This is a genomic window from Streptomyces sp. NPDC043726 (assembly GCF_056436565.1).
The window spans coordinates 280,541-304,546 of sequence record NZ_JBWKCI010000004.1 but is presented as its reverse complement, the minus strand read 5'-3'; the positions used below and the strand labels follow the sequence as shown (position 1 = coordinate 304,546).

General features: G+C 72.8%; 13 protein-coding genes and 1 tRNA gene. 6 read left to right on the top strand and 8 right to left on the bottom strand.

What is annotated here, in order from left to right:
* Positions 1-46 precede the first annotated feature (46 nt).
* Entirely contained in the window at positions 47-418 is a 372-nt protein-coding gene (locus tag AC068Z_RS13590; protein ID WP_478554774.1) for a hypothetical protein, read from the bottom strand.
* Positions 419-575: 157 nt separating this feature from the next.
* Here AC068Z_RS13590 and AC068Z_RS13585 point away from each other — a divergent pair, with 157 nt between their 5' ends.
* Positions 576-1,016 carry a VOC family protein gene (locus AC068Z_RS13585; protein ID WP_478554773.1) on the top strand — a complete coding sequence of 147 codons (441 nt, stop codon included), beginning with the start codon at positions 576-578 and terminating at the stop codon, positions 1,014-1,016.
* Positions 1,017-1,116: 100 nt separating this feature from the next.
* On the opposite strand, the gene AC068Z_RS13580 is transcribed toward AC068Z_RS13585, so the two are convergent.
* The 6 genes from AC068Z_RS13580 to AC068Z_RS13555 all read right to left on the bottom strand — a co-directional run bounded on the left by AC068Z_RS13580 (position 1,117) and on the right by AC068Z_RS13555 (position 17,362).
* A tRNA-Arg gene (locus AC068Z_RS13580) sits at positions 1,117-1,189 on the bottom strand.
* Positions 1,190-1,310: 121 nt separating this feature from the next.
* Positions 1,311-2,321, bottom strand: coding sequence for a serine hydrolase domain-containing protein (locus AC068Z_RS13575; protein WP_478554772.1), 1,011 nt, complete (start codon positions 2,319-2,321; stop codon positions 1,311-1,313).
* On the bottom strand, positions 2,314-13,044 hold the full coding sequence (locus tag AC068Z_RS13570) for an amino acid adenylation domain-containing protein (RefSeq protein ID WP_478554771.1): 10,731 nt from the start codon (positions 13,042-13,044) through the stop codon (positions 2,314-2,316). The genes AC068Z_RS13575 and AC068Z_RS13570 overlap by 8 nt, the downstream gene beginning before the upstream one ends.
* Positions 13,022-14,302, bottom strand: a complete 1,281-nt coding sequence (locus AC068Z_RS13565; protein WP_478554770.1) for an MFS transporter — start codon at positions 14,300-14,302, stop codon at positions 13,022-13,024. The genes AC068Z_RS13570 and AC068Z_RS13565 overlap by 23 nt, the downstream gene beginning before the upstream one ends.
* 116 nt (positions 14,303-14,418) lie before the next feature.
* Positions 14,419-15,981, bottom strand: coding sequence for an IclR family transcriptional regulator domain-containing protein (locus tag AC068Z_RS13560; protein WP_478554769.1), 1,563 nt, complete (start codon positions 15,979-15,981; stop codon positions 14,419-14,421).
* A gap of 103 nt (positions 15,982-16,084) precedes the next feature.
* The gene (locus tag AC068Z_RS13555) at positions 16,085-17,362 is read right to left on the bottom strand and encodes a M6 family metalloprotease domain-containing protein (protein WP_478554768.1); all 1,278 of its coding nucleotides are present in this window, start codon (positions 17,360-17,362) and stop codon (positions 16,085-16,087) included.
* 293 nt (positions 17,363-17,655) lie between these two features.
* Here AC068Z_RS13555 and AC068Z_RS13550 point away from each other — a divergent pair, with 293 nt between their 5' ends.
* Positions 17,656-18,300 (top strand): TetR/AcrR family transcriptional regulator, encoded by a 645-nt coding sequence (locus AC068Z_RS13550; RefSeq protein ID WP_478554767.1) that lies wholly within the window; start codon positions 17,656-17,658, stop codon positions 18,298-18,300.
* 92 nt (positions 18,301-18,392) lie between these two features.
* A complete protein-coding gene (locus AC068Z_RS13545) occupies positions 18,393-19,934 on the top strand; it encodes an MFS transporter (RefSeq protein ID WP_478554766.1) in 1,542 nt (513 codons plus the stop codon).
* A 96-nt stretch (positions 19,935-20,030) separates the two neighbouring features.
* On the opposite strand, the gene AC068Z_RS13540 is transcribed toward AC068Z_RS13545, so the two are convergent.
* Entirely contained in the window at positions 20,031-20,546 is a 516-nt protein-coding gene (locus tag AC068Z_RS13540; RefSeq protein ID WP_478554765.1) for a MarR family winged helix-turn-helix transcriptional regulator, read from the bottom strand.
* Positions 20,547-20,690: 144 nt separating this feature from the next.
* On the opposite strand from AC068Z_RS13540, the gene AC068Z_RS13535 reads away from it, so the two are divergent.
* The 3 genes from AC068Z_RS13535 (at position 20,691) to AC068Z_RS13525 (ending at position 24,000) form a co-directional block, all read left to right on the top strand.
* Positions 20,691-21,476, top strand: coding sequence for a dioxygenase family protein (locus tag AC068Z_RS13535; protein ID WP_478554764.1), 786 nt, complete (start codon positions 20,691-20,693; stop codon positions 21,474-21,476).
* A 407-nt stretch (positions 21,477-21,883) separates the two neighbouring features.
* Positions 21,884-22,882: a sigma-70 family RNA polymerase sigma factor gene (locus tag AC068Z_RS13530; protein WP_478554763.1), complete on the top strand. Its 999-nt coding sequence runs from the start codon at positions 21,884-21,886 to the stop codon at positions 22,880-22,882.
* 485 nt (positions 22,883-23,367) lie between these two features.
* Positions 23,368-24,000 carry a TetR/AcrR family transcriptional regulator gene (locus tag AC068Z_RS13525; RefSeq protein WP_478555364.1) on the top strand — a complete coding sequence of 211 codons (633 nt, stop codon included), beginning with the start codon at positions 23,368-23,370 and terminating at the stop codon, positions 23,998-24,000.
* Positions 24,001-24,006 lie beyond the last annotated feature (6 nt).

Sequence of the window (24,006 nt, the reverse complement as noted above, 5' to 3'; positions counted from 1 at the left end):
CGCGGCACCTCAGCGGCTCCGGAGCCGGGAGGGGGAGCCGAGTCCGTCACGTCTCGACGAGGCGCGCTGCGTGCTCGCGCTCGTCGTCGCGGACCGGGCTGGGGCGGGTGTCGAGGAGCCGCCATCGTGTGGTGACCCCGTCGGGGCCGTCGAGACGCCCCCCGTGGAGCGCGCTCTCGATCCGCGTACGGACCTCCGCCTCGTCCGCGGGCTCGGACACGAACAGCACGCGCAACCGGACTCCGTCGCCGTCGCCGTCGCCGTCGCGTTCGACGGAGGTGTGGTGGGCCGCCAGCGGGCACGGGGGCTCGTGCTCCCAATGCCCGCAGAGCGCGACCGTGATGGCCGCACCGGGCGCCCTCACATCCCCGTCGGCTTCGACGACGAGGACCGCGTCATGGGCGAATGCTGTGCGCACGGGTCCAGTATGGGCGGGGACGCCTCCGGCGCGGGTGCGCGGCGGGGCCCCGGCTCGCGCACCCCGCGGCCCGTGCATGTCGAGAACGTGCCCCCGGCTCCGTCCCAGGAACATCAGCGGCGACCATCGGCCGCGCGAGGCACAAGGAGGGACCGTCATGGCGATTCAGCGGATGGACAATGTCGGCATCGTCGTCGAGGACATGGACGCCGCCGTCGCGTTCTTCGTGGAACTCGGTATGGAACTGGAGGGCAGAGGGGAGGTCGAGGGCCTCTTCGCGGACCAGTGCACCGGCCTCGACGGCGTCCACTGCGACATCGCGATGCTCCGTACCCCCGACGGCCACAGCAGGCTCGAACTGGCGAGGTACCGCAGCCCCGAGGCGATCGACGCCGGCCCCCGTGACCGCCCCCACAACATCATCGGCACCCACCGCGTCATGTTCGCCGTCGACGACATTGAGGACACCGTCAGCCGCCTGCGCCCGCACGGCGCCGAACTCATGGGCCGCATCGCCCGCTTCGAGAACAGCTACCTGCTCTGCTACGTCCGCGGCCCGGAGGGCGTCATCGTCGGCCTGGCCGAACAACTGAACTGATCACCGGCCTGCGGCGGGCCCAAGCACCTCCACCGACCCAAACACTCCCTCGGAAGACCTCTCCGAGGGGGTGCTCAGACATCTGACCTGCATAAATATGTGCCCCCGGCAGGATTCGAACCTGCGACACCCGCTTTAGGAGAGCGGTGCTCTATCCCCTGAGCTACGAAGGCGCGCGGTGGCGCGGTCGAGAGAGGTTGCGCCGCCGCCGACAGTGTAGCGGGTGGGTGGGTCGCGGGGCCGGGCAGTGGTGTGCGGCGGCCCCGCTCGGCTACGGCCCCGCCCCCGCCCCCGCTACGGCGTGAGGGCCGTGGTCAGGAAGGACTGGACCGTGGGTGGTACTCGCATCGTGCCCCGGGTGCGAGGGCTCATCATGTAGACGACCCGGCGTTCCAGGTCCCGGGTGGCGCCCAGGCCGCTGAGGTGGCCGTGGACGACGCCCGCCATGCCCCACGCCGTGGTGCCGCCGGGCAGGACCATGCTGTCCAGGCCCGCGCCGCAGAAGGCCCGGCCACCCCTGACGTACGGGACGTCCGGCACCCGGAACATGTGGTCGAGGCTCTTCTCGGTGAGGAGCTCGCCGCCGAACAGGGCCGTCAGGAAGCGGTCCAGGTCAGCGACGGTCGAGATCATCTCGCCCGCGGCGCCGTGGATCGTCGGGCTCTGCTCGGTGACGTCGACGCCGTTCTCGTACCCCTTGATGTGCGGGGCGGGGATCGTGGGGTCGGTGCCGGGGAGTGTCGTCGCGGTCAGGTTCAGGGGGCGCAGGACGCGGTCCTCCACCTCCCGCGCGTACGAGCGGCCCGTGAGTTGTTCGATCAGCATTCCGGCCACCACGTAGTTGGCGCGGGTGATCTGCTGCCGGGTGCCCGGGGGGAAGCCGAGCGGCTCCCGCAGGGGAAGGTCGATCAGCTGGGCGGGGGTGAAGGTGTCCAGGCGGTGGCGCAGGAACCACGGGGTGTCGTTGTAGCGGACGTCGCTGTCGTCGGCCAGGCCGCTGGTGTGGTCGAGGAGCTGCCGTACGCTCACCGGAGCCTGGAGCAGGCCGGGCAGGTGGGCCTCGACCGGTTCGTCGGGGGCGATCAGGCCCTCGTCGACGAGGGACAGTACGACCGCCGCCACGAACGTCTTCGTCACCCCGCCGATGCGGAACCTGTGGTGGGGGCCGGCCGGTTCGCCGGTGGCGGTGTCGGCGACTCCGGACGCCGCCGACCATGGGCCCCGAGGGCCCTCGACCCGCAGGAGTACGGCGGTGGCCTCGTCGTCCGGGCGGTGGCCCACCGCCTGTTCGAGTGCCTCAGTCACGGGACGCCACCCGCTCCACCGGCTCGTCCTCCGTGTGCGCCCACGTGGTGATCATCTCGCCCTTGCCGAAGCCCCCCGCCCGCCGGACGGTGTCCGCGACGAAGGTGTTGACCTGCTTGCCGTTCTCGGAGTTGGTCAGCACGATCAGGCCCTCGCCGCTGTCCACCCGGGTGAAGGTGCCGACCCGGAAGCCGACGGTACGGCCGCCGTGCCCGTACTCCACCTCGCCGGTGCTGGTGTCGACGACGGTGCCGAGGCCGTAGAAGCCGCCGGGATGCCACATGGTCAGCATCTGCTGCGCCAGCGGGCGGCTGATCAGGGTGCCGGGCTCGCCCCGCCACGCGCGACGGATCTCCAGTGCCACCTTGGCGAGGTCCGCCGCGCTCGCCCACAGCCCGCCGGCCGCGACCTCGTTGCGGACCCGCCAGCGGCCCGGGACGGGGGCGCCGTCCGGATCGTGGCCGACCGCCACCGGGGCCGGGGCGACGGCGGGGTGGTTCTGGTCGAAGGTGCTGTCGGTCAGGGACAGCGGCTCGAGGACCAGGCGCCGCATCATCGCCCCGAAGGGCTCGCCCGTGACGTCGAGGAGCAGCTGCTCCAGCACCGAGAAGTTGATGTTCGTCTTCTTGAAGACGGTGCCCGCCGGATGCTCGGCCCGCACCGGGGCGTTGGTGGCGGGCGGGCGGCCGTGCAGGATCTCCGGGATCGACGGCATGGGCTCGGTGGGCAGGAAGTTGGTCGGGGCGACATGGCTGAGCCCCGACTGGTGGCTGATCAGCTCGCGCAGGGTGATCCGGGCGCCGTCCGGGACCTGCCACGTGGTGAGGTAGCGGTTGATGTCGGCGTCCAGGTTGAGCACCTCGTCGCCGACGAGCTGGAGCACGGCCAGCATCGTGACGTGCTTGCTCACCGAGGCCACCTGGAAGGCGGTGTGCGGGGTGACCGGCTCGGGGCGGTCGGCCGCCGTCACGCCGTACCCCTCCAGGGACACCACCTCGCCGCCGCGCAGCAGGGCGACGCTCACCCCGGGTACGCGGTGGGCCGCCATGACCTCCTCCAGTTCCCGCCGGAAGCCCGGTGGCAGGAGGACGGCCCGGGGCGGCTCGGGCGCCGGTCGTACGTCGGTCGTCATGCCCTGTCCTTCCCTCAGCGAGTCGACGGCCTCGGCCAGGGCGGCCAGGGTGTCGTACTCGTACAACATCCGCAGGGTCAGCGGCAGACCGCGCCGGCGTGCCGCGCCGATCACCCTGATGACCATCAGGGAGTCCCCGCCGTAGTCGAAGAAGTTGTCGTGCGCGCTCACCCGCTCCAGGCCCAGCACCTGGGACCAGATCTCGGCGAGCGCCCGTTCGACGGGGGTGCTCGGGGCCGGGCCCGCGGGATCCTCGGCGGGTTCGGGTGCGGGGAGTGCGGCCCGGTCCGGCTTGCCGTTGACGGTGAGCGGGATCCGGTCGAGCGGGACGAGGAAGTGGGGGACGAGGGCCGCGGGCAGGGTGGTGGAGAGCTGTCGGCGCAGTCGGGCCGGCTCGGCGTCGTCCGCCACCACGTAGGCCACCAGGCGCTGTTCGCCCTGGCCGTCCCGCCACGGCAGCACGAGCGCGTCCCGGACCCCGGGTACGGCGAGCAGGGCGGCCCTGGTCTCGGCCGGGGCCACCCGCACCCCGTTGATCTTGACCTCGTCGTCCGTCCGCCCGACGTACTGGAGCGTGCCGTCCGGCAGCACCCGGGCCAGGTCACCGGTCCGGTAGAGGCGGGCGCCGGGCGGGCCGTACGGATCGGGGACGAACCGCTCGGCGGTCAGGTCCGGGCGGCCCGCGTAGCCGCGCGCGAGCCCGGCGCCCGCGAGGTAGAGCTCACCGGTCACGCCGACCAGGACCCTGCGCAGATCCGCGTCGAGGACCCGGGCACCGGCGTGCGGGAGGGGGCGGCCGATCGGCACGGGGCCCGTGAGGGGGCCGGCCGGGACCCGGTGGGCGGTCGCGTCGATCGTGCACTCGGTGGGGCCGTAGGTGTTCCACAGCTCCACGGACGGGCACAACGCCCTTACCCGTCCCGCCAGTTCGCCGTCGAGCTGCTCGCCCGCCGAGCACAGCAGCCGCAGCGAGGCGCACCCGCCCCAGCCCTCCGTGTCCGCCAGCAGGCGCAGCACCGACGGCACCACCTGGAGGACCGTCACCCGGTGGTCGGCGACCGAGCGCAGCAGCGCCGCCGGGTCGCGTTCCGCCCCGGCCGGAGCGAGCACCACCGTGCCACCGCTGATCAGCGGGGCGAACAGCTCCCACCCGGCCGCGTCGAAGCCGATCGACGTCTTGTGCAGCACGCGGTCGGCGGGGCCGAGGCCCTGCGCGCCGAGCGCCCAGGCGACCCGGTGGGCGAGGCCGCCGTGGGTGATCTGGACGCCCTTCGGACGGCCGGTGGAGCCCGAGGTGTAGATGACGTACGCCAGTTGCTCGGCGTCGGTCTCCCGGTTGGCCGGGGTGGCGGAAGCGGTGCCCAGGGGCGCGCCGTCGAGGAACGCGTCCGCCGGTAGGGCTTCGCCCACGGGCGCGCCCTGCGCGACGGCTTCGCCCTGGGGCACGTCCTCCAGGAACAGCGCCCCGGGGTGGTCGAAGCCGCGGGGGGCGCTCTCGCGCCGGGTCAGGACTGTCCGCGCGTCCGCGTCCGTGACCATGAACCGCAGCCGGTCCAGGGGCGAGGCCGGATCCAGCGGGAGGTACGCCCCGCCCGCCTTCCACACGCCGAGCAGACCCGCCACCAGGTCCGGCCCCCGGTCCAGGAGCACGCCCACGGTGGACCCGGCGCCCACGCCCCGGGTGCGCAGAAGGTGGGCGATGCGGTCGGCGCGGGTGTTCAGTTCCGCGTACGACATGCTGGCCGCGCCGTGGACGAGGGCCGGGGCGTCGGGGGTGCGGGCGGCCTGTTGCTCGAAGAGTCCGGGGAGGGCGGGGCGGGGTCCGTCCGCGCGTACAGGGCCGCCGAGTTCCTCCAGCAGCGCCCGCTCCTCGCCGGACAGGAACAGCTCCGCACCGGCGTCCCCGTCCCCGTCCGCGTCCGCGGCCATCGCTTCGAGCGCCCGCCGGTACATCGCCCCGATCCGCCCCAGGGCGGCCTCGCTCAGGACGCTCGTACGGCTGCTGAGGCCGAGGTGCCCGGCCAGGGTCGTGACGGCGAGGTCGAACTCGGTGCCGCCCTCGGCGAGCGTGGGTGCCACGTCGACGAGTTCCCGGTCGACCTGGCGGAAGTCGAGGTAGTTGAACGACACGGTGACGAGCCGGCCACCGCCCGCCATGCGCTGCATCTCCGGCATCGGGAAGCGGCGGTGCGGCCACAGCCCGACCTCGCGGTCGAAGGCCGACCGTACGAGGTCCAGCCAGCTGTCGCCCGCCCCGCGGCGGTCGTGCACGAAGGGCACGGTGTTGAGGTACATGCCGTGCACCCGGTCCGCGCCGACCGCCTCCGGCCGCGCGTCGCAGACGAGGCCGGTGGTGAAGGACCGCTCGCCGGTGAGCGCGCTGAGCACCTTCAGGTGCGCGGCGAGCAGCACGCTCTTCAGCGAGGCCCTGGCCCGGCTCGCGAGTGCGCGCAGTCCGGGCTCCAGGTCGCCGATCGGGACCCGCAGCCTGACCTGGCTGTCCTCCGAGGACCCGGCCGCCTCTCCCCAGCCGGCCGGCAGCGCGAACGGGGGATGCTCCTCGACGATCCCGGCCCAGTGGGCGCGGTCCTCCTCGCTCGCCAGGGCCCTCAGCTCGGCCGCGATGAAGTCGGCGTACCGCAGCTCCGGCTCCTCGGCCGGTGCCACGGCCTCGCCGTCGCGGAACCGCCGGTAGCACTCCAGCAGTTCCATCAGCAGGTTGTAGTGGCTCCAGCCCTCGGTGATCGCATGGCAGCGGACCATGGACAGCCACCAGGCCCCCTCGCCCTCCACATGGGCGGCGAGTCGGAGCAGCGGCGGGGCGGACAGGGCGAACGGACGGGACCGCTCGTCGGCCTGGAAGGCGCGCAGGGCCTGCTGGACGTCCCGGCCGACGACGTCGTGCACGGACACCGGGATCTCGGCGGCCGGGTGCACCAACTGCACCGGCACCGAGCAGGAGTCGAGGTCGAAGGAGGTGCGCAGCGCCTCGTGCCGCGCGACGACCGTGCGGGCCGCGGCGACCAGGGCGGCCGGGTCGAAGGGCACGTCGTCGCGGATCCGGAACGACGTCACGCTGTGGTAGCGGCGCAGCCGTTCGTCGGCCAGCATCTCCACGACCATGCCGGTCTGCGTCTGCGACATCGGGTAGGCGTCGGCCAGTCCGTCCGGCAGCCGCTCCCGGTCCTCGGCGGTGAGCAGCTCGAACGGCTTCACCAGGGCGGTGGCGACCGCGGGCGCCCGGTCCGCCACGAGGGCGGCGAGGGCGGCGACCGTACGGCGGTCGAAGACATCCCGTACGTCGAGGTCGAACCCGCTCGCGCGCAGGGCGCCGACGAGGGCGACGGCACGGATCGAGTCGCCGCCGAGATCGAAGAAGCTGTCCTCGGCGCCGACGCGTTCGCGCTCCAGGACCCTGCGCCAAGCGGCGGCGATCTGCTCCTCGGTGCCGGGGCGGGGGGCGACGAAGGTGTCCGCGTGGGCCACGGAAGGCGCCGGCAGGGCCCGGCGGTCGATCTTGCCGTTGGCGTTGAGGGGCAGCGCCTCCAGGGCGGTGAAGGTGGCCGGGACCATGTAGTCGGGCAGGCGGTCCGCCAGATGCCGGCGCAGGTCGGGCAGACGGTCCGCCGGCTGCCGCAGGCTGTCGGCCTCGGGGGCGGCCTCGGCGGTCTCCGGGACGCAGTACGCGGCGAGTTCGCCGTCGAAGGTCGTCACGAAGGCCTGGCGGACGGCGGGGTGGGCGGCCAGGACGGCCTGGACCTCGCCGGGCTCGACCCGGAAGCCGCGGATCTTGACCTGGTCGTCGAGCCGGCCGAGGAACTCCGTGTTCCCGTCCTCGCGTTGCCGCACCAGGTCGCCGGTGCGGTAGAGACGGGCGCCGGGTTCGGCGGAGTAGGGGTCGGGCAGGAAGCGCTCGGCGGTCAGGTCGGGGCGGTTCGCGTAGCCGCGGGCCACTCCGGTGCCGCCGACGTACAGCTCGCCCGGCACGCCGGCCGGTACCGGCTGGAGCGAGCCGTCCAGGACGTACATCGCCATGCCCGGCAGCGGCCTGCCGATCGGCAGGACCTCCTCCTGGGGCTCCGCCGGCACCTCGTGGACGCAGGTGCCGACGGACGCCTCGGTGGGGCCGTACTCGTTGATCAGCCGGGTCTTCGGAGCGAGAGCGCGCCAGCGCAGCAGTGTCGCCCGGGTGAACGCCTCGCCCGCGACGACGAGGACCGGCGCGAGCGCGGCGGCCTCGGCCGGGGTGAGCTGGTGGGAGAGCACGTCCAGGTGACCGGGGGTGAGCTTGACGAAGCTGTACGGCGCCCCCGCCGACAGCCGGCTGCCCAGATCGGCGAGGTCGACCGCCTGCGAGACCGTGTGCACGGCCTGTCCCGTCACCAGCGGCGCCCACAGGTTGGGGACGACCAGGTCGAACGCCACCGAGGAGAACAGGGGCGCGCCGCCGGTGCCGTTCGACGCCAACTCGCGTGCCGCCCAGGCGACATGGTTGGCCAGACCCCGATGGGTGACCTCGACGCCCTTCGGCGTACCGGTCGAACCGGACGTGAAGATCACATAGGCCGGCCGGTCCAGGGCGACGACCGGGGGCGGCGGTGGGGCGGGGACGTCGATTGCGGACAGGGCCTCGTCCGAGAGCGCCCCTTCGTCCAGCAGCACCTGCGCCCCGGCCGCCTCGACGAGCGCGGCCACCCGCTCGGCCGGGTACGACGGATCCACCGGCACGTAGGCCGCGCCCGCCTTCCACACCCCGAGCAGCGAGGCGACCAGCGCCGGACCGCGGTCGAGCAGTACGGCGACCCGCGACTCGGGGCCCACTCCCCGGCCGCGCAGCCGGTGCGCGATCCGTTCGGCCTCGGCGTCCAGCTCGCCGTACGAGACCGTGCGGTCCCCGCCGCGTACCGCCACCGCCTCCGGAGTCCTCGCCGCCTGCGCCTCGAACAGCTCGAGCACCGATGCCGAAGGGGCCTCGGACGCCGTGGAGTTCCACTCCACCAGCTGACGCCGAAGCTCCGGCTCGGGGAGATGGGACTCGCGGGCGGAGCCCTCCGGATCCGCCGCCATCGCCTCCAGCACCGACCGGTACAGCGCCGCCAGCCGGGCCGCGTTCGGGCGGCTCAGGGCACCGGTGTTCGTCTTCAGCCCGATGCGCCGGGAGATCGTCGTCACGGCGAGGTCGAACTCCGTCGTCCCGGGCGCCAGCACGGAGTCCAGGTCGACCGCGTCGCTCTCCAGGCGGTCGAAGTCCACATGGTTGAGCAGCACGTCCACCAGCCGACGGCCGCCCGCCATGCGCTGCATCTCGGGCATGGGGAAGCGCCGGTGCGGCCACAGCTCCGCCTCCTGGGCGAAGGCCCGCGCCACGAGCTCGCGCCAGGTGCGGGCCGTCCGGTCGTAGGCGAACGGCACGGTGTTGAGGTGCATGCCGTAGATGCGGTCGGCGTCCACCGCCTCCGGCCGGGTGTGCACCACGACACCGCTGGTGAACTCCGGCTGCGGGGTGAGCAGGCTCAGGACCTTGCCGTGCGCGGCGACCAGCACGCTCTTGAGCGAGGCACCGGCCTCGGCGGCCAGGGAGCGCAGCCCGTCCTCCAGGTCGTCGAAGCGCACGGACACCCAGAAGTGCTCGGCCGGCCCGTCCTTGTCGCCCCAGCTCTCGGGCAGGGAGAACTTCTGCGGCCCGTCGATCGTCCGGGCCCAGTAGGCGCGGTCCTCCGCGGAGGCCAGGGCGCGCAGCTCCCCGGCGACGGAGTCGGCGAACCTGACACCGGGCGGCGCGTACGGCGACAGCGGCAGGCCCTGGCACAACTCCCGGTAGCAGGCGAGGAGTTCCTGGACCAGGGAGTGGTAGCTCCAGCCCTCCACGATGCCGTGGAACTCGGTCACCGACAGCCACCAGCCGCCGTCCACCAGATGGGCCGTCAGCCGGAACAGCGGGGGCTCGGACAGGTCGAACAGGCGGGCCTTCTCCTCGGCGTGGAAGGCGTCGAGCACGCGCCGCACCTCCTCTGCGCCGAGGCCGCGCAGATCCCGTACGGCCGCCGGGATCACCGCTGTCGGATGCACCAACTGCACGGGTACGGAACAGGACTTGAGGTCGAAGGAGGTGCGCAGGACGTCGTGCCGTTCGACGACCGCGGCGGCCGCCGCGCGCAGGGCGTCGAGGTCGAAGGGGACCTCGTCGCGCATCCGGGTGGAGGCGACGTTCTGGTAGTTGCTGTGCCGGTCGTGGGCGAGCATGTCGACGACCATGCCGATCTGCGTCTGCGCCATCGGATAGGCGTCGGCGAGCCCGGCGGGCAGCAGCTCCCGGTCCCCGTCGGCCAGCAGCTCGAACGGCCGCACCGCCTGGCGTACGACGGCCCGGCCCCGCCCCGCCACGAGCTCGGCGAGACCGGCGACCGTGCGGTGGTCGAAGACGTCCCGTACGGCGAGGTCGAACCCGGCGGCGCGCAGGGCGCCGACGAGGGCCACCGCCCGGATGGAGTCGCCGCCGAGGTCGAAGAAGCCGTCCTCGACGCTCACCCGGTCCAGGCCCAGCACCTCCTGCCAGACCTCGGCGACACGCTCCTCGACGGGAGTGCGCGGAGGGGTGTACGCCCGGTCTCCGCCCAGGTCCTCCCGGCCGGGCGCGGGCAGAGCGCGCCTGTCGAGCTTGCCGTTGGTGGTCAGCGGAAGCCGGTCCAGGGCGACGAAGGCCGCGGGGACCATGTACTCGGGCAGCGAGGCCGCCAGACGGGCCCGCAGCTCGGCCGGACCCGGCGCCTCGCCCAGGGGGAGGACGTACGCCACGAGCTGTTCCTCGCGGACCACGACGACGGCGTCACGCAGCCCGGGATGGCCGGCCAGCGCGCTCTCGATCTCGCCGAGTTCGACGCGGAAGCCGCGGATCTTGACCTGGTCGTCGATCCGGCCGAGGAACTCCAGGCGCCCGTCGGGGAGCCGCCGGGCCAGGTCACCGCTGCGGTACAGCCGGGAGCCCGCGGGGCCGAACGGGTCCGGCACGAAACGCTCGGCGGTCAGCTCGGGGCGCCGCAGATAGCCGCGGGCCACGCCCGGGCCGCCGACATGGATCTCGCCCGGCACTCCGACCGGCACCAACCGGCCGTGCCGGTCCAGCAGATGGAGGGAGAGGTCGTCGAGCGGGCGGCCGACGACACTGCCCGCTCCGGGCGCGAGATCCTCCTCGGTCAGCCGGTGCCAGGTGGTGTGGACGGTGGTCTCGGTGATCCCGTACAGGTTCACCAGGGCGACGCGGTCCAGGCCCCGGCGCGAGATCCAGGGCTCCAGCTCACGGACGTCGAGCCGCTCCCCGGCGAACAGCACGGCCCGCAAGGCGAGTTCACGCTCCCCGGCGCTCGCGGCCACACCCCTGAAGGCGGACGGCGTCTGGCTGAGGACGGTCACCCGCTCCGCCGCCAGCAGGTCCAGGAACTCCTCCGGCGAGCGGGTGACCGGATACGGCACCACGACCAGCCGCCCGCCGTGCAGCAGGGCACCCCACATCTCGAAGACCGACACGTCGAATGCGTACGAGTGGAACAGCGACCACACATCGCCCTCGTCGTACGCGAGGTGGCGCCGCGCCTCCCGCAGCAGCCGCCCCACGTTGGCGTGGGTGAGCGCGACCCCCTTGGGCCTCCCGGTCGAACCGGAGGTGTAGATCGTGTAGATCAGGTTCCCGGGGCCGCCCGGGACATCCGGATCGGTGTCCGGCTGCGCGGCGATCAGCTCCGCGTCCCGGTCCAGCAGGACGACTTCACCGTCGTACGCGCCCTCCAGGACGCCGGAGTGCGCGGACGTGCTCAGGACGACCGGGGCCGCGGTGTCCGCCGCGATGTACGCCAGCCGCTCGGGCGGGTTCGCCGGGTCCACGGGGACGTAGGCGGCGCCGGACTTCAGCACGCCGAGCAGGGCGGGCATCAGCTCGATGTCCCGCTCCAGGCACAGTCCGACGAGGTCCTCCGGGCCCACGCCCTTGGTCCGCAGCAGGTGGGCGACCCGGTTGGCACGGGCGTTCAGCTCGCCGTACGACAGCGTCCGTCCGCCGTACGAGACGGCCGGGGCGTCCGGTGTGCGGCGCACCTGCTCCTCGAACAGCTCATGGACGCGTCGGGTGACGGGGGACCCGCCCCGCGGCCCGGCGGCCTCCAGCAGCGCCGTCCGCTCCTCCCCGGCGAGCAGGTCCAGGCGGGAGAGGGGGGTCTCCGGCCGGGCGGTGGCGGAGGTGAGGAGGCGGACGAAGTGGCTCAGCATCCGGTCGGCCGTCGCGCGGTCGAACAGGGCGGTGGCGTACTCCAGTTGGGCCGTCAGGGTGCCGTCCCGGCCCTCGTTCATCACCAGGGAGAGGTCGAACCGGGCCGGGAGGTCGGCGGGCGGGACACGGGTCATCGTCAGGCCCGGCAGCCGGTAGTCCTCGACGGTCTCCTCGCGCAGGGTGAACAGCACCTGGAACAGCGGGGTGCGCGAGCGGTCGCGGTCCGGTTCGAGTTCCGTGACCAGATGGCGGAACGACACCTCCTGGTGCTCGAAGGCGTCCAGCACCGTGCCACGGGTGGCGGACAACAGCTCGTCGAAGGCCGGGTCGCCGTCGAGGCGGCCGCGCAGGACGAGGCTGGTGATGCCGTACCCGAACAGGCGCTGCCACTCCGGGCGGTTCCGGGTCGACAGCAGGGTGCCGACGGCGATGTCGTCCTCGCCGGTGTACCGGGCCAGCAGGGCCTGGAAGGCGGTGAGCAGCACGGTGAAGGGCGTGGTGTCGTGCCGCTTGGCCAGGTCGCGTACGGCGCCGGCGAGTTCCGTCGGCAGCGGGCGGGCGACCGAGGCGCCCCGGGGGTCGCGGACGGCCGGGCGCGGCCGGTCCGTGGGGAGGGTGAGCGGGGTCAGGCCGGCCAACTGCCGTCGCCAGTAGGCGAGGTTGCGCTGCCCGGCCTCGCCCGCGAGGCGTTCGCGCTCCCAGGCCGCGTAGTCCGCGTACTGGAAGTCGAGCGGTTCCGGGCCGTCGCCGGGGCCCGCCGCGTACAGCGCGCTGATCTCCTCCGCGAACAGGTGGGTCGACCAGGCGTCGCAGGCGATGTGGTGGACGACCACGATCAGGACGTGCTCGCCGGGCGAGCTGCGCAGGAGCCGGGCGCGGACCGGCCATTCCCGCTCCAGGTCGATGGGTTGCCGGAAGTCCTGGGAGATCCGCTCGTGCACCTCCCCCTCGGAGAGCCCGGAGATGTCCTCGACGGGCAGCCCCACCGGGCGCGCCGGGTCGATGACCTGGACGGGTTCGGGGTCCTGCCAGGCGTACCGGGTGCGCAGGATCTCGTGCCGCGCGAGGAAGCGGTCCCAGGCCCGGGCGAGGGCCGGGACGTCCAGCGGTCCGCGCAGCCGCAGGGCCAGCGGGACCAGGTACTCGGGGCTGCCGGGTTCCAGCCGGTTCAGGAACCACATCTGCTGCTGGCCGTGGGACAGCCGCAGCGGTCCGCCCCGGTCGGCGCGGACCGGTTCCCCGCTCCGTCGGCCGCGGCCCTTCCCGGCGAGCCGGCGCCTCAGCAGTTCGGCGCGGAGGGCGTCCCGGTCACCGTGTGCGCTCGTGCCCATGATCGGTCTCCCTTGTCTCGGTCAACTTCTCGGTCGTGGCGGCGCGTTCGTCCCGCAGCGCCGGGGTGGCCGTCGCGGCCGTGGCCAGGGCCGCCATGGCGCAGCCGATCAGCAGGAAGACGAGGGCCGGGCCGGCGGCGGACAGGGCGAGGCCCCCGAGCAGGACGCCGAGCACATTGGCTCCGGTGGCGACGAGGTGCGAAGTGGCCGCGACCCGGCCCTGGAGGGCGTCGGGGGTGGTGCGGATCTGGTACACGGCGGAGGCGACGTTGAAGACGCCGGTGACGCAGCCCGTCCCGGCGAACAGGACGCCGAGGACGACCGGCTCACTGGCTAGGGCCATGGCGGTGATCAGCGCGGCCCAGCAGAACAGCCCGCCGACCAGGACCGTGCGCAGGCTGATCCGGCGCTGCCACCAATTGCCGCTCAGGGCACCGACGATGCCGCCGATCCCGCCCGCGGCCACGATGACGGCGACGGCGCTCTGCGGCCGGCCCTCCACCTTCACGAGGACGAACAGCGCGAGCGGCAGGATCTGCAGGAGGAGGTTGCTGACGGCGACGAAGGCGAGCGCCGTGCGCAGGAACCGCTGCCGCCACAGCCAGCGCAGTCCTTCGGCGAGTTCCGTGCGCAGCGACTTGGGCGGGGCCTTGCGCCGCTGCTGGAAGTCCTTGCGGATCAGCAGCAGGCTGCTCAGCGAGGCGAGTCCGGCCAGCGCGGAGAAGAGGAAGGGCGCCCAGCGCGCCGCGCTCTGCAGGAGGACGCCGCCGGGCTGGCCGAGCAGGACCGCGGCGCGCCCGCGTGCCTCGTTGCGGGAGAGGGCGGTGGCCAGTTGGCTCGCGTCGACGACGTTGCGCACGGCTCCGCGCTCGGCCAGCCGGTACAGGATGGCGAGGCTGGTCTCCAGGAACGCGACGGCGGCCAGCTGGACCGCGGAGAACCCGCCGAGCGCGAGGGTGACGACGACGCTGCCGAGGGCCACGGCCCGGACGCCCTCGCTGAGCGCCATCAGCCGGCGCCGGTCCCAGCGGTCGACCAGGACTCCGGCGGGGAGCTGCACCAGCAGCAGGGGCAGCAGCGCGGCGAACGACACCGCCGACATCACCAGCGGCGAGTCGGTGTGCCACAGCACGATCAGCGGATACGAGACCCCCGCGACCCTGTTGCCCAGAAAGGACACGGCGGCACCGGACCACAGCAGCAGGAAGTCCCGGTTCCGCCGCAGAGAGGGCGGACCGGTCGAGGGGGGCGTGGTCATGCGTCGACGGTGGATCGGGCCCCTATACGGGATCTCTTCGCCCTCTATGCGGGATCTATACGGTTATGTGCGAGTGTCCGGCCTGAACGGAGCGAGGCCAGGACAGGGGAGCGAGGTCAGGACAGGGGCACGTGGGTGAAGCGGGACGCGGCCCTCAGGTCCGCCGCGATGGCGTCCGCCGTGGCGCGCAGCGCCGGGAGGACGTGCTCCTCGCAGTCCTCGGGGGTGTGGCGGGCCGCGTGCATCGACACGGCCGCCGCGGCGACGGCCCGGCCCGTCCGGTCGGGCACGGGGACGGCGAGGGTGCGCAGCCCGTGCTCGCGTTCGTCGTCGAGGAGGACGTACCCCGCGTTCTCCAGCAGGACGCGGCCCTGGGCCGTCCGCCGGGCGGGCAGCCGGGTGCCCGGCGCGATGTGCACGCTCATGACGCGCGACGCGGTGACCCCGGCCGTGCACTGGATCTCCGAACCGTCCGGGGTCAGCACCGCCAGTGAGGCGGACTCCTGGATCCGGGCGGTCAGGTCCGCCAGGTGCGGGGCGGCCAGCCGGGACAGGGAGGTGCGGGAGAGCGGCGGGAAGCCCAGGGACAGCACCCGGGGCGTCAGGGCGAACGCCCGGTCGTCGTCCGGCAGGCGTCGCACCAGGCCCAGGTGCTCGTACGTGATCAGCGCCCGGCGTGCCGTCGCCCGGGCGAGCCCGGTGGCCGTGGCCACCTCGGTGAGCGTCAGCCGCGCCCGGCCCTCGTCGAACGCCGTCAGCACCGTCAGACCGCGGGCCAGCGACTCCACGAACTCCCGGCCCAGTTCCTGCTTCGAGGCGCCCGTCCAGGCCGCGAGCCCCGAGGGCGGCGGCGACGGCTCCGGCTCCGGCGCCTCGCGCAACTCCCGCTCCATCCGCGCCACGGCGGTCCGCAGCCGTGGCAGCAGCGTCTCGCGCAGGTCCGCAGCCGAGTGCCGGCTGGTGTGGCTCACCACGCTCGCCACACAGGCGATCCGGCCGGTACCGGGTTCCCGCACGGGGACGGACAGCGCCACCAGACCCGGTTCGATCAACTGGTCGTCCACCGCCCAGCCCTGCTCCCCGGCCACCGTCACCCGGCGCGCGAACTCCCCGTCGTCCTCGGGCCGTTCCCTCGGGGGTACGGCCGGGAAGCCCCGGTCCTGAGGGTCCGCCGCCCGGCGTTCACGCCACGCCCGCCACTCGTCCTGCGTCCACTCCGTGGCGAACAGCGGGCCCGGCGCGGTGCGTTCGGCCGGGAGCAGGTCGCCGATGCGGAAGCTCAGGGACATCGCGCGGCGACGGGTGGCCTGGTGGATGAAGCGGATGCCGTCGTGGTCGGCGACCGCCAGCGAGACCGACTCGTCCAGCGCGTCGGCGAGCGCGTCCGCGGGCCCGCGCAGCAGCGAGGGCAGACGCAGGGCGGCCAGACAGGCGTTGCCCAGGTCCATCAGACGCGGGGTCAGCACGACGTCCCGGCCGTCGAGACGGACGTACCCCATGCGGGCGAGGGTGGAGGTGATCCGGTCGACCGTGGAGCGGGCGAGGCCGGTGGCGCGCTCCAGTCCGCTCGCACTCGCCCTGCCGCCCGCCTCCGTCAGCTCCCGCAGCACGCTGACGCCCCTGATCAGTGGCGCGACCGCCTCGGCTGGTGGGGTGTCGGTCGGGGTGTGGGTGGGCATCGGGTCTCCGGTACGGCGGGTGACGGCAGGCCCCACGGTAGTGGTGGGCGGGCTCCGCGTGAGCCGCGGTACGGCGGTGCCGTGGGGGCGCGGGGCGATGCGGCTACTTCCGGGTCACCCGCACCACGTGGTCCCCCGAAAGCTCCGCCGACACCGTGATCCGGATGCCACTGCGTGGGTCCTGGAAATCCTCCCCGGGTGCGAAGGGCGCGTCCGACAGCTCCGCGTGAACGTTAGGGCTGCGGGTGCAGCCGCCGCTGTCGCCGAGGCTGTCGTACACCCGTACCGGGCCCTGCCCGGTGTCCACGTCGGCGTCGACCTTGTAGATCAGCACCCCGGGCCGGCACACCGTCTCGTCGTTGCCCTCGCGGGTGCGCAGCTCCACGGCGTATCCGGTCCGGCCGTCCAGGGGGACGAAGACCAGTTTCGGGCCGCCGGGGCGGGCCAGCGGGGTCAGCCGGTACTCCGCCGTCCCGGGTGCCGTCGCACAGCTGATCTGCGCCGGGTCCAGCCAGCCCAGCTTCCACTTGTGCCAGCCGAGGAGGTCGTTGTTGGCGCCCCAGTCCTCGCTCATGATGTCCCAGTGCCCGACCGCGCCCCCGCCCTCCTGGGTGTAGAGGTCGGGCAGTCCGAAGACATGGCCGTTCTCGTGGGGGAGGACGCGGTAGCCGGTGCGGTCGTAGGTGCCGGAGCCGTCGTCCTGGCGGGAGTAGACGAAGGAGGCGTTCGCGACGGGGACGCCGTCGGCCACCGGGGCCTCGGTGTTGCCGGCGAAGGTGACGGACAGGACCGTGTCCAGGGCGGAGGGGCCGGCGTTGGGGGTGACCAGGACGTTCAGGAAGTCGTAGCGGCGGAAGTCCACCTTCGGGTCTGCCGCGGCCACGATGTCCTGGACGAGGCCGCGGTAGCCGGGGTCGAAGGGGGCGCCGCGTTCTATGCCGTACTCCTCGAACGACTTCGGCATCCGCAGCCAGTCGCGGATCGGGGTCTCCGCGCGGTAGTCGAGACGGCCGTAGGAACTGGTGCGGAACCAGTCCCGGGTCTGCGGGAAGAACTCGCGGTAGCGGTCCATGGCCTTGCCCTGGCCGCGGGCGTCGGAGAAGTCGATCATCAGGGTCAGGGCCCGGACCGTGCCGGTGGAGCGGGAGTAGCCGCTCGCGGTGGGGACGCCCTCGGACATCTGCACCGCCGGGCCGCCACTGATCATGCAGGGGCCGAGTGCCGAGGTGCGGGCCAGCGAGATCGGTCCCGCCTTCGCCGTCGTCCCGCCCGCCGAGAGGTGCCCGGAGCCCGCCGAGGTGCTGACCGCCAGGGTCAGCGCGGTCACGGAGGCGAGGGCGGCGACACGGCGGGGGCGTATCCGACGGCTGGACGGCTGCATGCAGGGGCCCTTCGTCCGCGGCAGCCGCCGGTCTGGCTGCGCCCTTGCGATCACCCTCGGCCGACGGGGGCGCGGGCGCGCGCTGGATGAGCCCGAACAGGGCACGTGGAGAGGCTGTGACTCAGGTCACAGGAAATCTCTTCCCGGGCGGGAAATAACCGGGGACCCCCTCCCCGTTTAGACCAGTGTTCGCGCGAAACGGGGACAGCTTCCCCGGATCGCCGTCACACGCCTTACAGAAGCCACTCACGACCCGGCTCTTACAAGCCGCTCACGCCTCAGAGGAGGACGCCGTGCAGACCGCGATCCCCGTGCCGCGCAAGGTGACCCGGCCGCGTGCCGACGCCCTCCGCAACCGGGAGCGGATCGTCACCGCCGCCCGGGAGATGTTCGTCGAGCACGGTCCGGACGTACCGCTCGACGAGATCGCCCGCCGCGCCGGTGTCGGCAACGCCACCGTTTACCGGAACTTCCCGGACCGGGACGCCCTCGTCCGCGAGGTCGTCTGCTCGGTCATGGACCGTACGGTGGCCGCCGCCGAGGCCGCGCTCGCGCAGAACGGCGACGCCTTCGAGGCCCTGGAGCGCTTCGTGCACACCGCCGCCGACGAGCGGATCAGTGCCCTGTGCCCGATGATCTCCAGCACCTTCGACCAGAACCACCCGGATCTGGAGGCCGCGCGCGAGCGGAGCGAGCAGATCATCCAGAGGGTCATGGAGCGCGCCCGGGCTGCCGGGCAGCTCCGCGAGGACGTCGGTGTCGGTGACCTGATGGTCGCCGTCGCCCAGCTCAGCCGGCCCCCGGCCGGCACCGGCTGTCTCAGCGCCGACCGATTCGTCCACCGCCACCTCCAGCTGTTCCTGGACGGACTGCGGGCCCCGGCCCGCTCCGAACTGCCGGGAGCCGCCGTCACGTTGGAGGACCTCCGCCAAGCCTGACCGATCCGCGTCACACCACCGACTTATCCGCGTCTTCAGTCATCCACGTCTCCACGTCTTTTCCGTCACGAAGTCCCGAAGTGGGTACCTCCATGTCTCAATCAGCCGTCAAGGCTTCGTCCGTACCGGATGCCAACCCCGATTCCAACCGCTGGAAAGCGCTCGTCTTCATCGCGCTCGCCCAGCTGATGGTGGTCCTCGACGCCACCATCGTGAACATCGCGCTGCCCTCCGCACAGCAGGACCTGGGCATATCCGACGGCAACCGGCAGTGGGTCGTCACGGCCTACGCCCTCGCCTTCGGTGGTCTGCTCCTGTTCGGCGGCCGCATCGCCGACCTGTGGGGCCGTAAGCGCGCCTTCGTCGTCGGTCTCGCCGGCTTCGCCGCGGCCTCCGCGCTCGGTGGCGCCGCCACCAACGAGGCCATGATGTTCGGCGCCCGTGCCCTCCAGGGTGTCTTCGGCGCCCTGCTCGCGCCCGCCGCGCTCTCCCTGCTCGCCGTGATGTTCACGGACGCCAAGGAGCGTGCCAAGGCGTTCGGCATCTACGGCGCCATCGCCGGTGCCGGCGGTGCCGTCGGTCTGATCCTCGGCGGCTTCCTCACCGAGTACCTGGACTGGCGCTGGACGTTCTTCGTGAACATCCCGTTCGCCGTGATCGCCGCCGCCGGTGCCTGGTTCGTCATCCGTGAGCCCGAGGGCGGCCGCAACCGCAACCCGCTCGACATCCCCGGCGTCCTGCTCTCCACCCTGGGTCTGGTCGCGCTGGTCTACGGCTTCACCCGCGCCGAGTCCGACGGCTGGGGCGACGCGGTGACGGTCGGCATGTTCGTCGGCTCCGCGGTCCTGCTGCTCGCGTTCGTCATCACCGAGGCCAAGGTCAAGGCCCCGCTGCTGCCGCTGCGCGTGGTCACCGACCGCAACCGCGGCGGGATCTACCTCTCGCTCGGCCTCGCCATCATCGGCATGTTCGGTCTGTTCCTGTTCCTGACCTACTACCTGCAGATCGTCCAGGGCTACTCGCCGGTCAAGACCGGCTTCGCGTTCCTGCCGATGATCGTCGGCATGATCACGGGCTCGACCCAGATCGGCACCCGTCTGATGACCCGGGTCGCGCCGCGCCTGCTGATGGGCCCCGGCTTCCTGCTCGCCGCGGTCGGCATGCTGATGCTGACCCAGCTGGAGGTCGACTCCTCCTACGCCGCCCTGCTGCTGCCCGCGATGCTGCTGCTCGGTCTGGGCATGGGTACGGCGTTCATGCCGGCCATGTCCCTGGCCACCATGGGCGTCAAGCCGCAGGACTCCGGTGTCGCCTCCGCGATGGTCAACACCTCCCAGCAGGTGGGCGGTGCCATCGGTACGGCGCTGCTGAACACGATCGCCGCCTCGGCCACGACCACCTACATCGCCGACCACATCGGCGGTGCCGCCACCCGCTCCCAGCAGCAGCTCGTCCAGCTGGAGGGCATGGTCGAGGGCTACACCACCGCCATCTGGGCGGCCGTCGGCATCCTGGTCGCCGCCGCGCTGATCGCCTTCACCTTCGTCAACGCCGGCAAACCCGGCAGCACGCCGGTGGCCTCCTCCGAAGAGGGCGCCGGTGAGGAGCTGGCGGTGCCGGTCGTCGCCCACTGACGACCCCCCTCTTCGGGACGGACCCGTACGCACGGGGAAGGGGACGCCCCGTACGTACGACCCAGGATCTGCCCTGGCTTCGACTGAGTGAGCGGCTCAGCGGAGCCAGGGCAGATCCGCACCCGCTTCATCGGGCTCCAGTCCCTCGGCGACGATCCGCATGATCTCGCCGAGGGACTTCTGCTGTTCCGGGGTGAGCCGGTCGAAGAGCGCGCCCCGCACGGCCTTCACATGACCCGGCGCGGTCCGCTCCAGCACCGCGAGCCCCTCGTCGGTCAGCACCGCGAACTGGCCGCGCTTGTCGGAGGGACAGTCCTCGCGGCGCACCCAGCCGTTCTTCTCCAGGCGCGCGACGGCGTGCGAGAGACGGGAACGGGTGATCTTGGCGTACATCGCCAGTTCGGTCATCCGCAGCCGGCGCCGGGGGGAGTCGGCGAGCTTGACGAGCAGTCCGTAGTAGATGTGCGGCATCCCCGCGTCCCGCTGGAGCTGGCGGTCCAGATGGTCCTCCAGGAGGGTCGTGGCCTGGAGGTAGGAGCGCCAGACGCGCTGCTCCTCGTCGGTGAGCCAGCGGGGGTCTTCAGCGGATGCGGGTGCGGAGGCCGAGTTCATGGCTCCACTGTACGAGCAGTCTCCTTGAAACTTAAACGAACCGGGCCTATCCTGACGTAGAGATTTAGAATTCAAGTAACCCCGCTCATCCCGCCCCGTCCTGAACGCCGGGACCGGGGGCCGCGTCAGAGGGAGCCGCCCGCCATGACCGCCGCAACCCCGGAGCGCATGCCCGCTCTCTACCTCAGCCACGGCGCCCCGCCCCTCGCCGACGACCCCGTCTGGCCCGGCGAACTCGCGGCCTGGTCCGCCGGCCTGCCCCGTCCGAAGGCGATCCTGATGGTCTCCGCCCACTGGGAGGAGGCCCCGCTGGCGCTCGGCGCCGTGGAGCCCGTTCCGCTCGTCTACGACTTCTGGGGCTTCCCGCGCCACTACTACGAGGTGACCTACGGCGCCCCCGGCGCCCCCGCGCTCGCCGAGTCCGTACGCAAGCTGCTGCGCGCCCCCGGCGTGCCCGTGCAGGACATCCCGGACCGCGGGCTCGACCACGGCGCGTACGTCCCGCTCGTGGAGATGTTCCCCGCCGCCGACATCCCCGTCCTGCAGATCTCCATGCCCACCCTCGACCCGGTCCGGCTCATGGAGATCGGCCGAAAGCTGGCCCCGCTGCGCGACGAGGGCGTGCTGATCGTCGGCTCCGGCTTCTTCACCCACAACCTCGCCGCGCTCCGCCAGGGCGGCATCCCCGCCTGGTCCGCCGAGTTCGACGACTGGGGCCGCCGGGCCCTGGAGAGCCAGGACTGGGACGCGCTGCTGGACTTCCTCCACAAGTCCCCAGCCGGCCGGTACGCCCATCCGCGCACCGAGCACTTCGCCCCGCTGTTCGTGACCATGGGCGCGGCGGAGGCGGGCGGCGAGCTGGACGCGCAGAAGTCCGTGATCGACGGGTTCTGGATGGGGCTCGCGAAGCGGTCGGTGCAGTTCGGCTGAGCCGGGGCCGTCAGGTGTGACCAGGCATAAAGGCCGTGTGTGGGGTACCTGTGAGATTCCCGTGAGGTCGCCCGTCCCGGCAACCTTCACAGGGCGTGGTCCGTCTTCACGGGTGTAGGAGCGCCGGGCCGGATATGACGGGCGCCACAAATGCACAGCGGCCGCAGGGGTTCGTGAGGGCTTCGGGGCACGCCTCGACTCTCGGGCTGACCTGCGCCTCTGTGAGGGGCGGCGACCCCCGATCCGGGCCGCGCGGCCGACAGGGTACTGCAAGATCAGAAAAATAGGGGGATGGGTTGGGAATTCTGTCCTGATTCCAGTCGTTGTTTCCATCGGATGCAGGGCACCCGAGCAGAGTGCCGGGCAACCAGGACCACCCGCCAGCCCACCATCGCAAGGGAGCACGCATGGCAACCCGTGCCGTCGCCCGTCGTCAGTCCGCCACCGGCGAGACGGACGCCGCGGCAAGCAGTGTTCGCGCCCATGGCGGCGACATCGCCGATCGCGACCTGGTCGGCATGTACCTCGACGAGATCGCCCGCACCCCGCTGCTCGACGCCGCCAAGGAAGTCGAGCTGTCCCAGATCATCGAGGCGGGTGTGTTCGCGCGACAGGTCCTCGACGGGTACGAGGAGTCCACGGCGGACGCCTCCCGTCAGGAGCTCGAGGCACTGGTCGCCGAGGGGGAGCGTGCCAAGGACGTCTTCATCCGCTCCAACCTCCGCCTGGTCGTCGCCGTCGCCCGCCGCTACCCGCGCAGCGGACTGCCGCTGCTGGACCTGATCCAGGAGGGCAACGCCGGCCTGGTGCGCGCGGTCGAGAAGTTCGACTACCGCAAGGGCTTCAAGTTCTCCACGTACGCCACCTGGTGGATCCGTCAGGCGATCACCCGTTCCATAGCCGACCAGTCCCGCACCATCCGGCTCCCCGTCCACCTGGTGGAGGAGCTCGGCCGGATCCGGCGCGTGCAGCGCGAGTTCAACCGTGAGAACGGCCGGGACCCCGAGCCCGCCGAGATCGCCGCGGAGCTGGGCTCCACGCCGGAGCGCGTCGCGGACGTCCTCGACTGGGCCCGCGACCCGGTCTCGCTGAACATGTCGGTGGACGACCAGGGCGAGACCCAGTTCGGTGACCTGCTGGAGGACACCTCGGCGGTCTCCCCGGAGCAGTCGGTGCTGACCCTGCTGCGCAGCGAGGAGCTGGACGACCTGATCGGCCGCCTCGACCAGCGCACGGCCTCGATCATCAAGATGCGGTACGGCATCGACGACGGCCGGGAGCGCACCCTGACCGAGGTCGGCAAGGAGCACGGTCTGACGCGCGAGCGCATCCGGCAGATCGAGAAGCACGCGCTGCTGGAGCTGAAGAAGCTGGCCCGGGACACCGGGTTCGACGCGGCGGCGTGACCGGGGCGATGTGAGCGGGGGCGAATCGAGCGGGGCGGCCTGAGCCGGGGGCGTGCGTGGTGCCACGGCCGCGTACGCCCGGTGGCGAAAGACCGCGCAAACATGGCGCGTAACACCGCTTCAAGCGGCAGGGCCCTGGGAACAACTTTTCAGGGTCCAGGAGTTCGGGCCTCGCGATCCCCCCTCGCGGGCCCACCCTGAACCAAGTCCCGCCGCTACATCCCCCCCGGCGCCGGGACTCTCCCAAAGCCGGATCTCGGCGCCCTCCCCCCCCTGGGCGCCGGGGTCCGGCTCCTCCGTGGGGTGGTTCTTCGCCTCGGGGCGCGCTGGAAGGCGGGCCACCCCGTACCTGAACCCCGGGGTGGCCCGCCGGATGGCAGATTGTGTCACATGGGCATAGCCTGCCGAACGTGAGCAGCCCCACCCCAGCACCAAACTCCGCCGTCCCCCTCTCCCTGACGGAGCGGCGCAAGGCGGAGACCCGTATGCAGATCGCCCGCGCCGCGGCCGGCCTCTTCGTCCGGCAGGGCCTGCGCGCCACCCGCGCGGAGGACATCGCCCAGGCCGCCGGTATCGCGCCGCGCACGTTCTACCGGTATTTCGCCACGAAGGAGGAGGCCGTCGCCCCCCTTTACGCGGCGGGCGCCGAGCGCTGGGCACAGGCCGTGCACCTCGCCCCCGCGGAACTGTCCGTCCCCGAGGCCCTGGAACACGCGGTACGGCACACCCTGACACCCGGCGTGGGCGTCTCGGCCTCCTCCTGGGAGTGGGTCCGCACCCTGATCCGTCTCGCCGAGGCCGGCCCCGCGCTGGGGAAGGTGTGGGCGGAGGTCTGCCACGCGTCGGAGCGGACGCTGGCGGACGTGCTGGCGGGGCGGCTGGGGCGGACGGACGTACCCGACAACGTTGCCGGTGTGCCCGAGAGCGTTGCCTGTGCGCCCGAGCTCAGGTTCGCGGCGGCGGTGGCCGGAGCGGCGGTCCGGGTCGCCGTGGAGTCGTGGGCCGCGGGGGAGGGGCGGCCCGACGAACCGGGGGGACCGGCCGAACTGGCCCTGCGGAATCTGGCGGTGCTGCGGGACTTTCCCTGGGGGGAGTTGGGGGCGCGGGGGCGGCCGTAGACGAGG

What these genes read in the sequence shown, in the direction of transcription:
- AC068Z_RS13545 (WP_478554766.1), top strand. Translation starts at nt 18,393, where the DNA reads ATGTCTCAATCAGCCGTCAAGGCTTCGTCCGTACCGGATGCCAACCCC.
- AC068Z_RS13530 (WP_478554763.1), top strand. Translation starts at nt 21,884, where the DNA reads ATGGCAACCCGTGCCGTCGCCCGTCGTCAGTCCGCCACCGGCGAGACG.
- AC068Z_RS13560 (WP_478554769.1), bottom strand. Translation starts at nt 15,981, where the DNA reads ATGCCCACCCACACCCCGACCGACACCCCACCAGCCGAGGCGGTCGCG.
- AC068Z_RS13540 (WP_478554765.1), bottom strand. Translation starts at nt 20,546, where the DNA reads ATGAACTCGGCCTCCGCACCCGCATCCGCTGAAGACCCCCGCTGGCTC.
- AC068Z_RS13535 (WP_478554764.1), top strand. Translation starts at nt 20,691, where the DNA reads ATGACCGCCGCAACCCCGGAGCGCATGCCCGCTCTCTACCTCAGCCAC.
- AC068Z_RS13570 (WP_478554771.1), bottom strand. Translation starts at nt 13,044, where the DNA reads ATGGGCACGAGCGCACACGGTGACCGGGACGCCCTCCGCGCCGAACTG.
- AC068Z_RS13555 (WP_478554768.1), bottom strand. Translation starts at nt 17,362, where the DNA reads ATGCAGCCGTCCAGCCGTCGGATACGCCCCCGCCGTGTCGCCGCCCTC.
- AC068Z_RS13585 (WP_478554773.1), top strand. Translation starts at nt 576, where the DNA reads ATGGCGATTCAGCGGATGGACAATGTCGGCATCGTCGTCGAGGACATG.
- AC068Z_RS13565 (WP_478554770.1), bottom strand. Translation starts at nt 14,302, where the DNA reads ATGACCACGCCCCCCTCGACCGGTCCGCCCTCTCTGCGGCGGAACCGG.
- AC068Z_RS13525 (WP_478555364.1), top strand. Translation starts at nt 23,368, where the DNA reads ATGCAGATCGCCCGCGCCGCGGCCGGCCTCTTCGTCCGGCAGGGCCTG.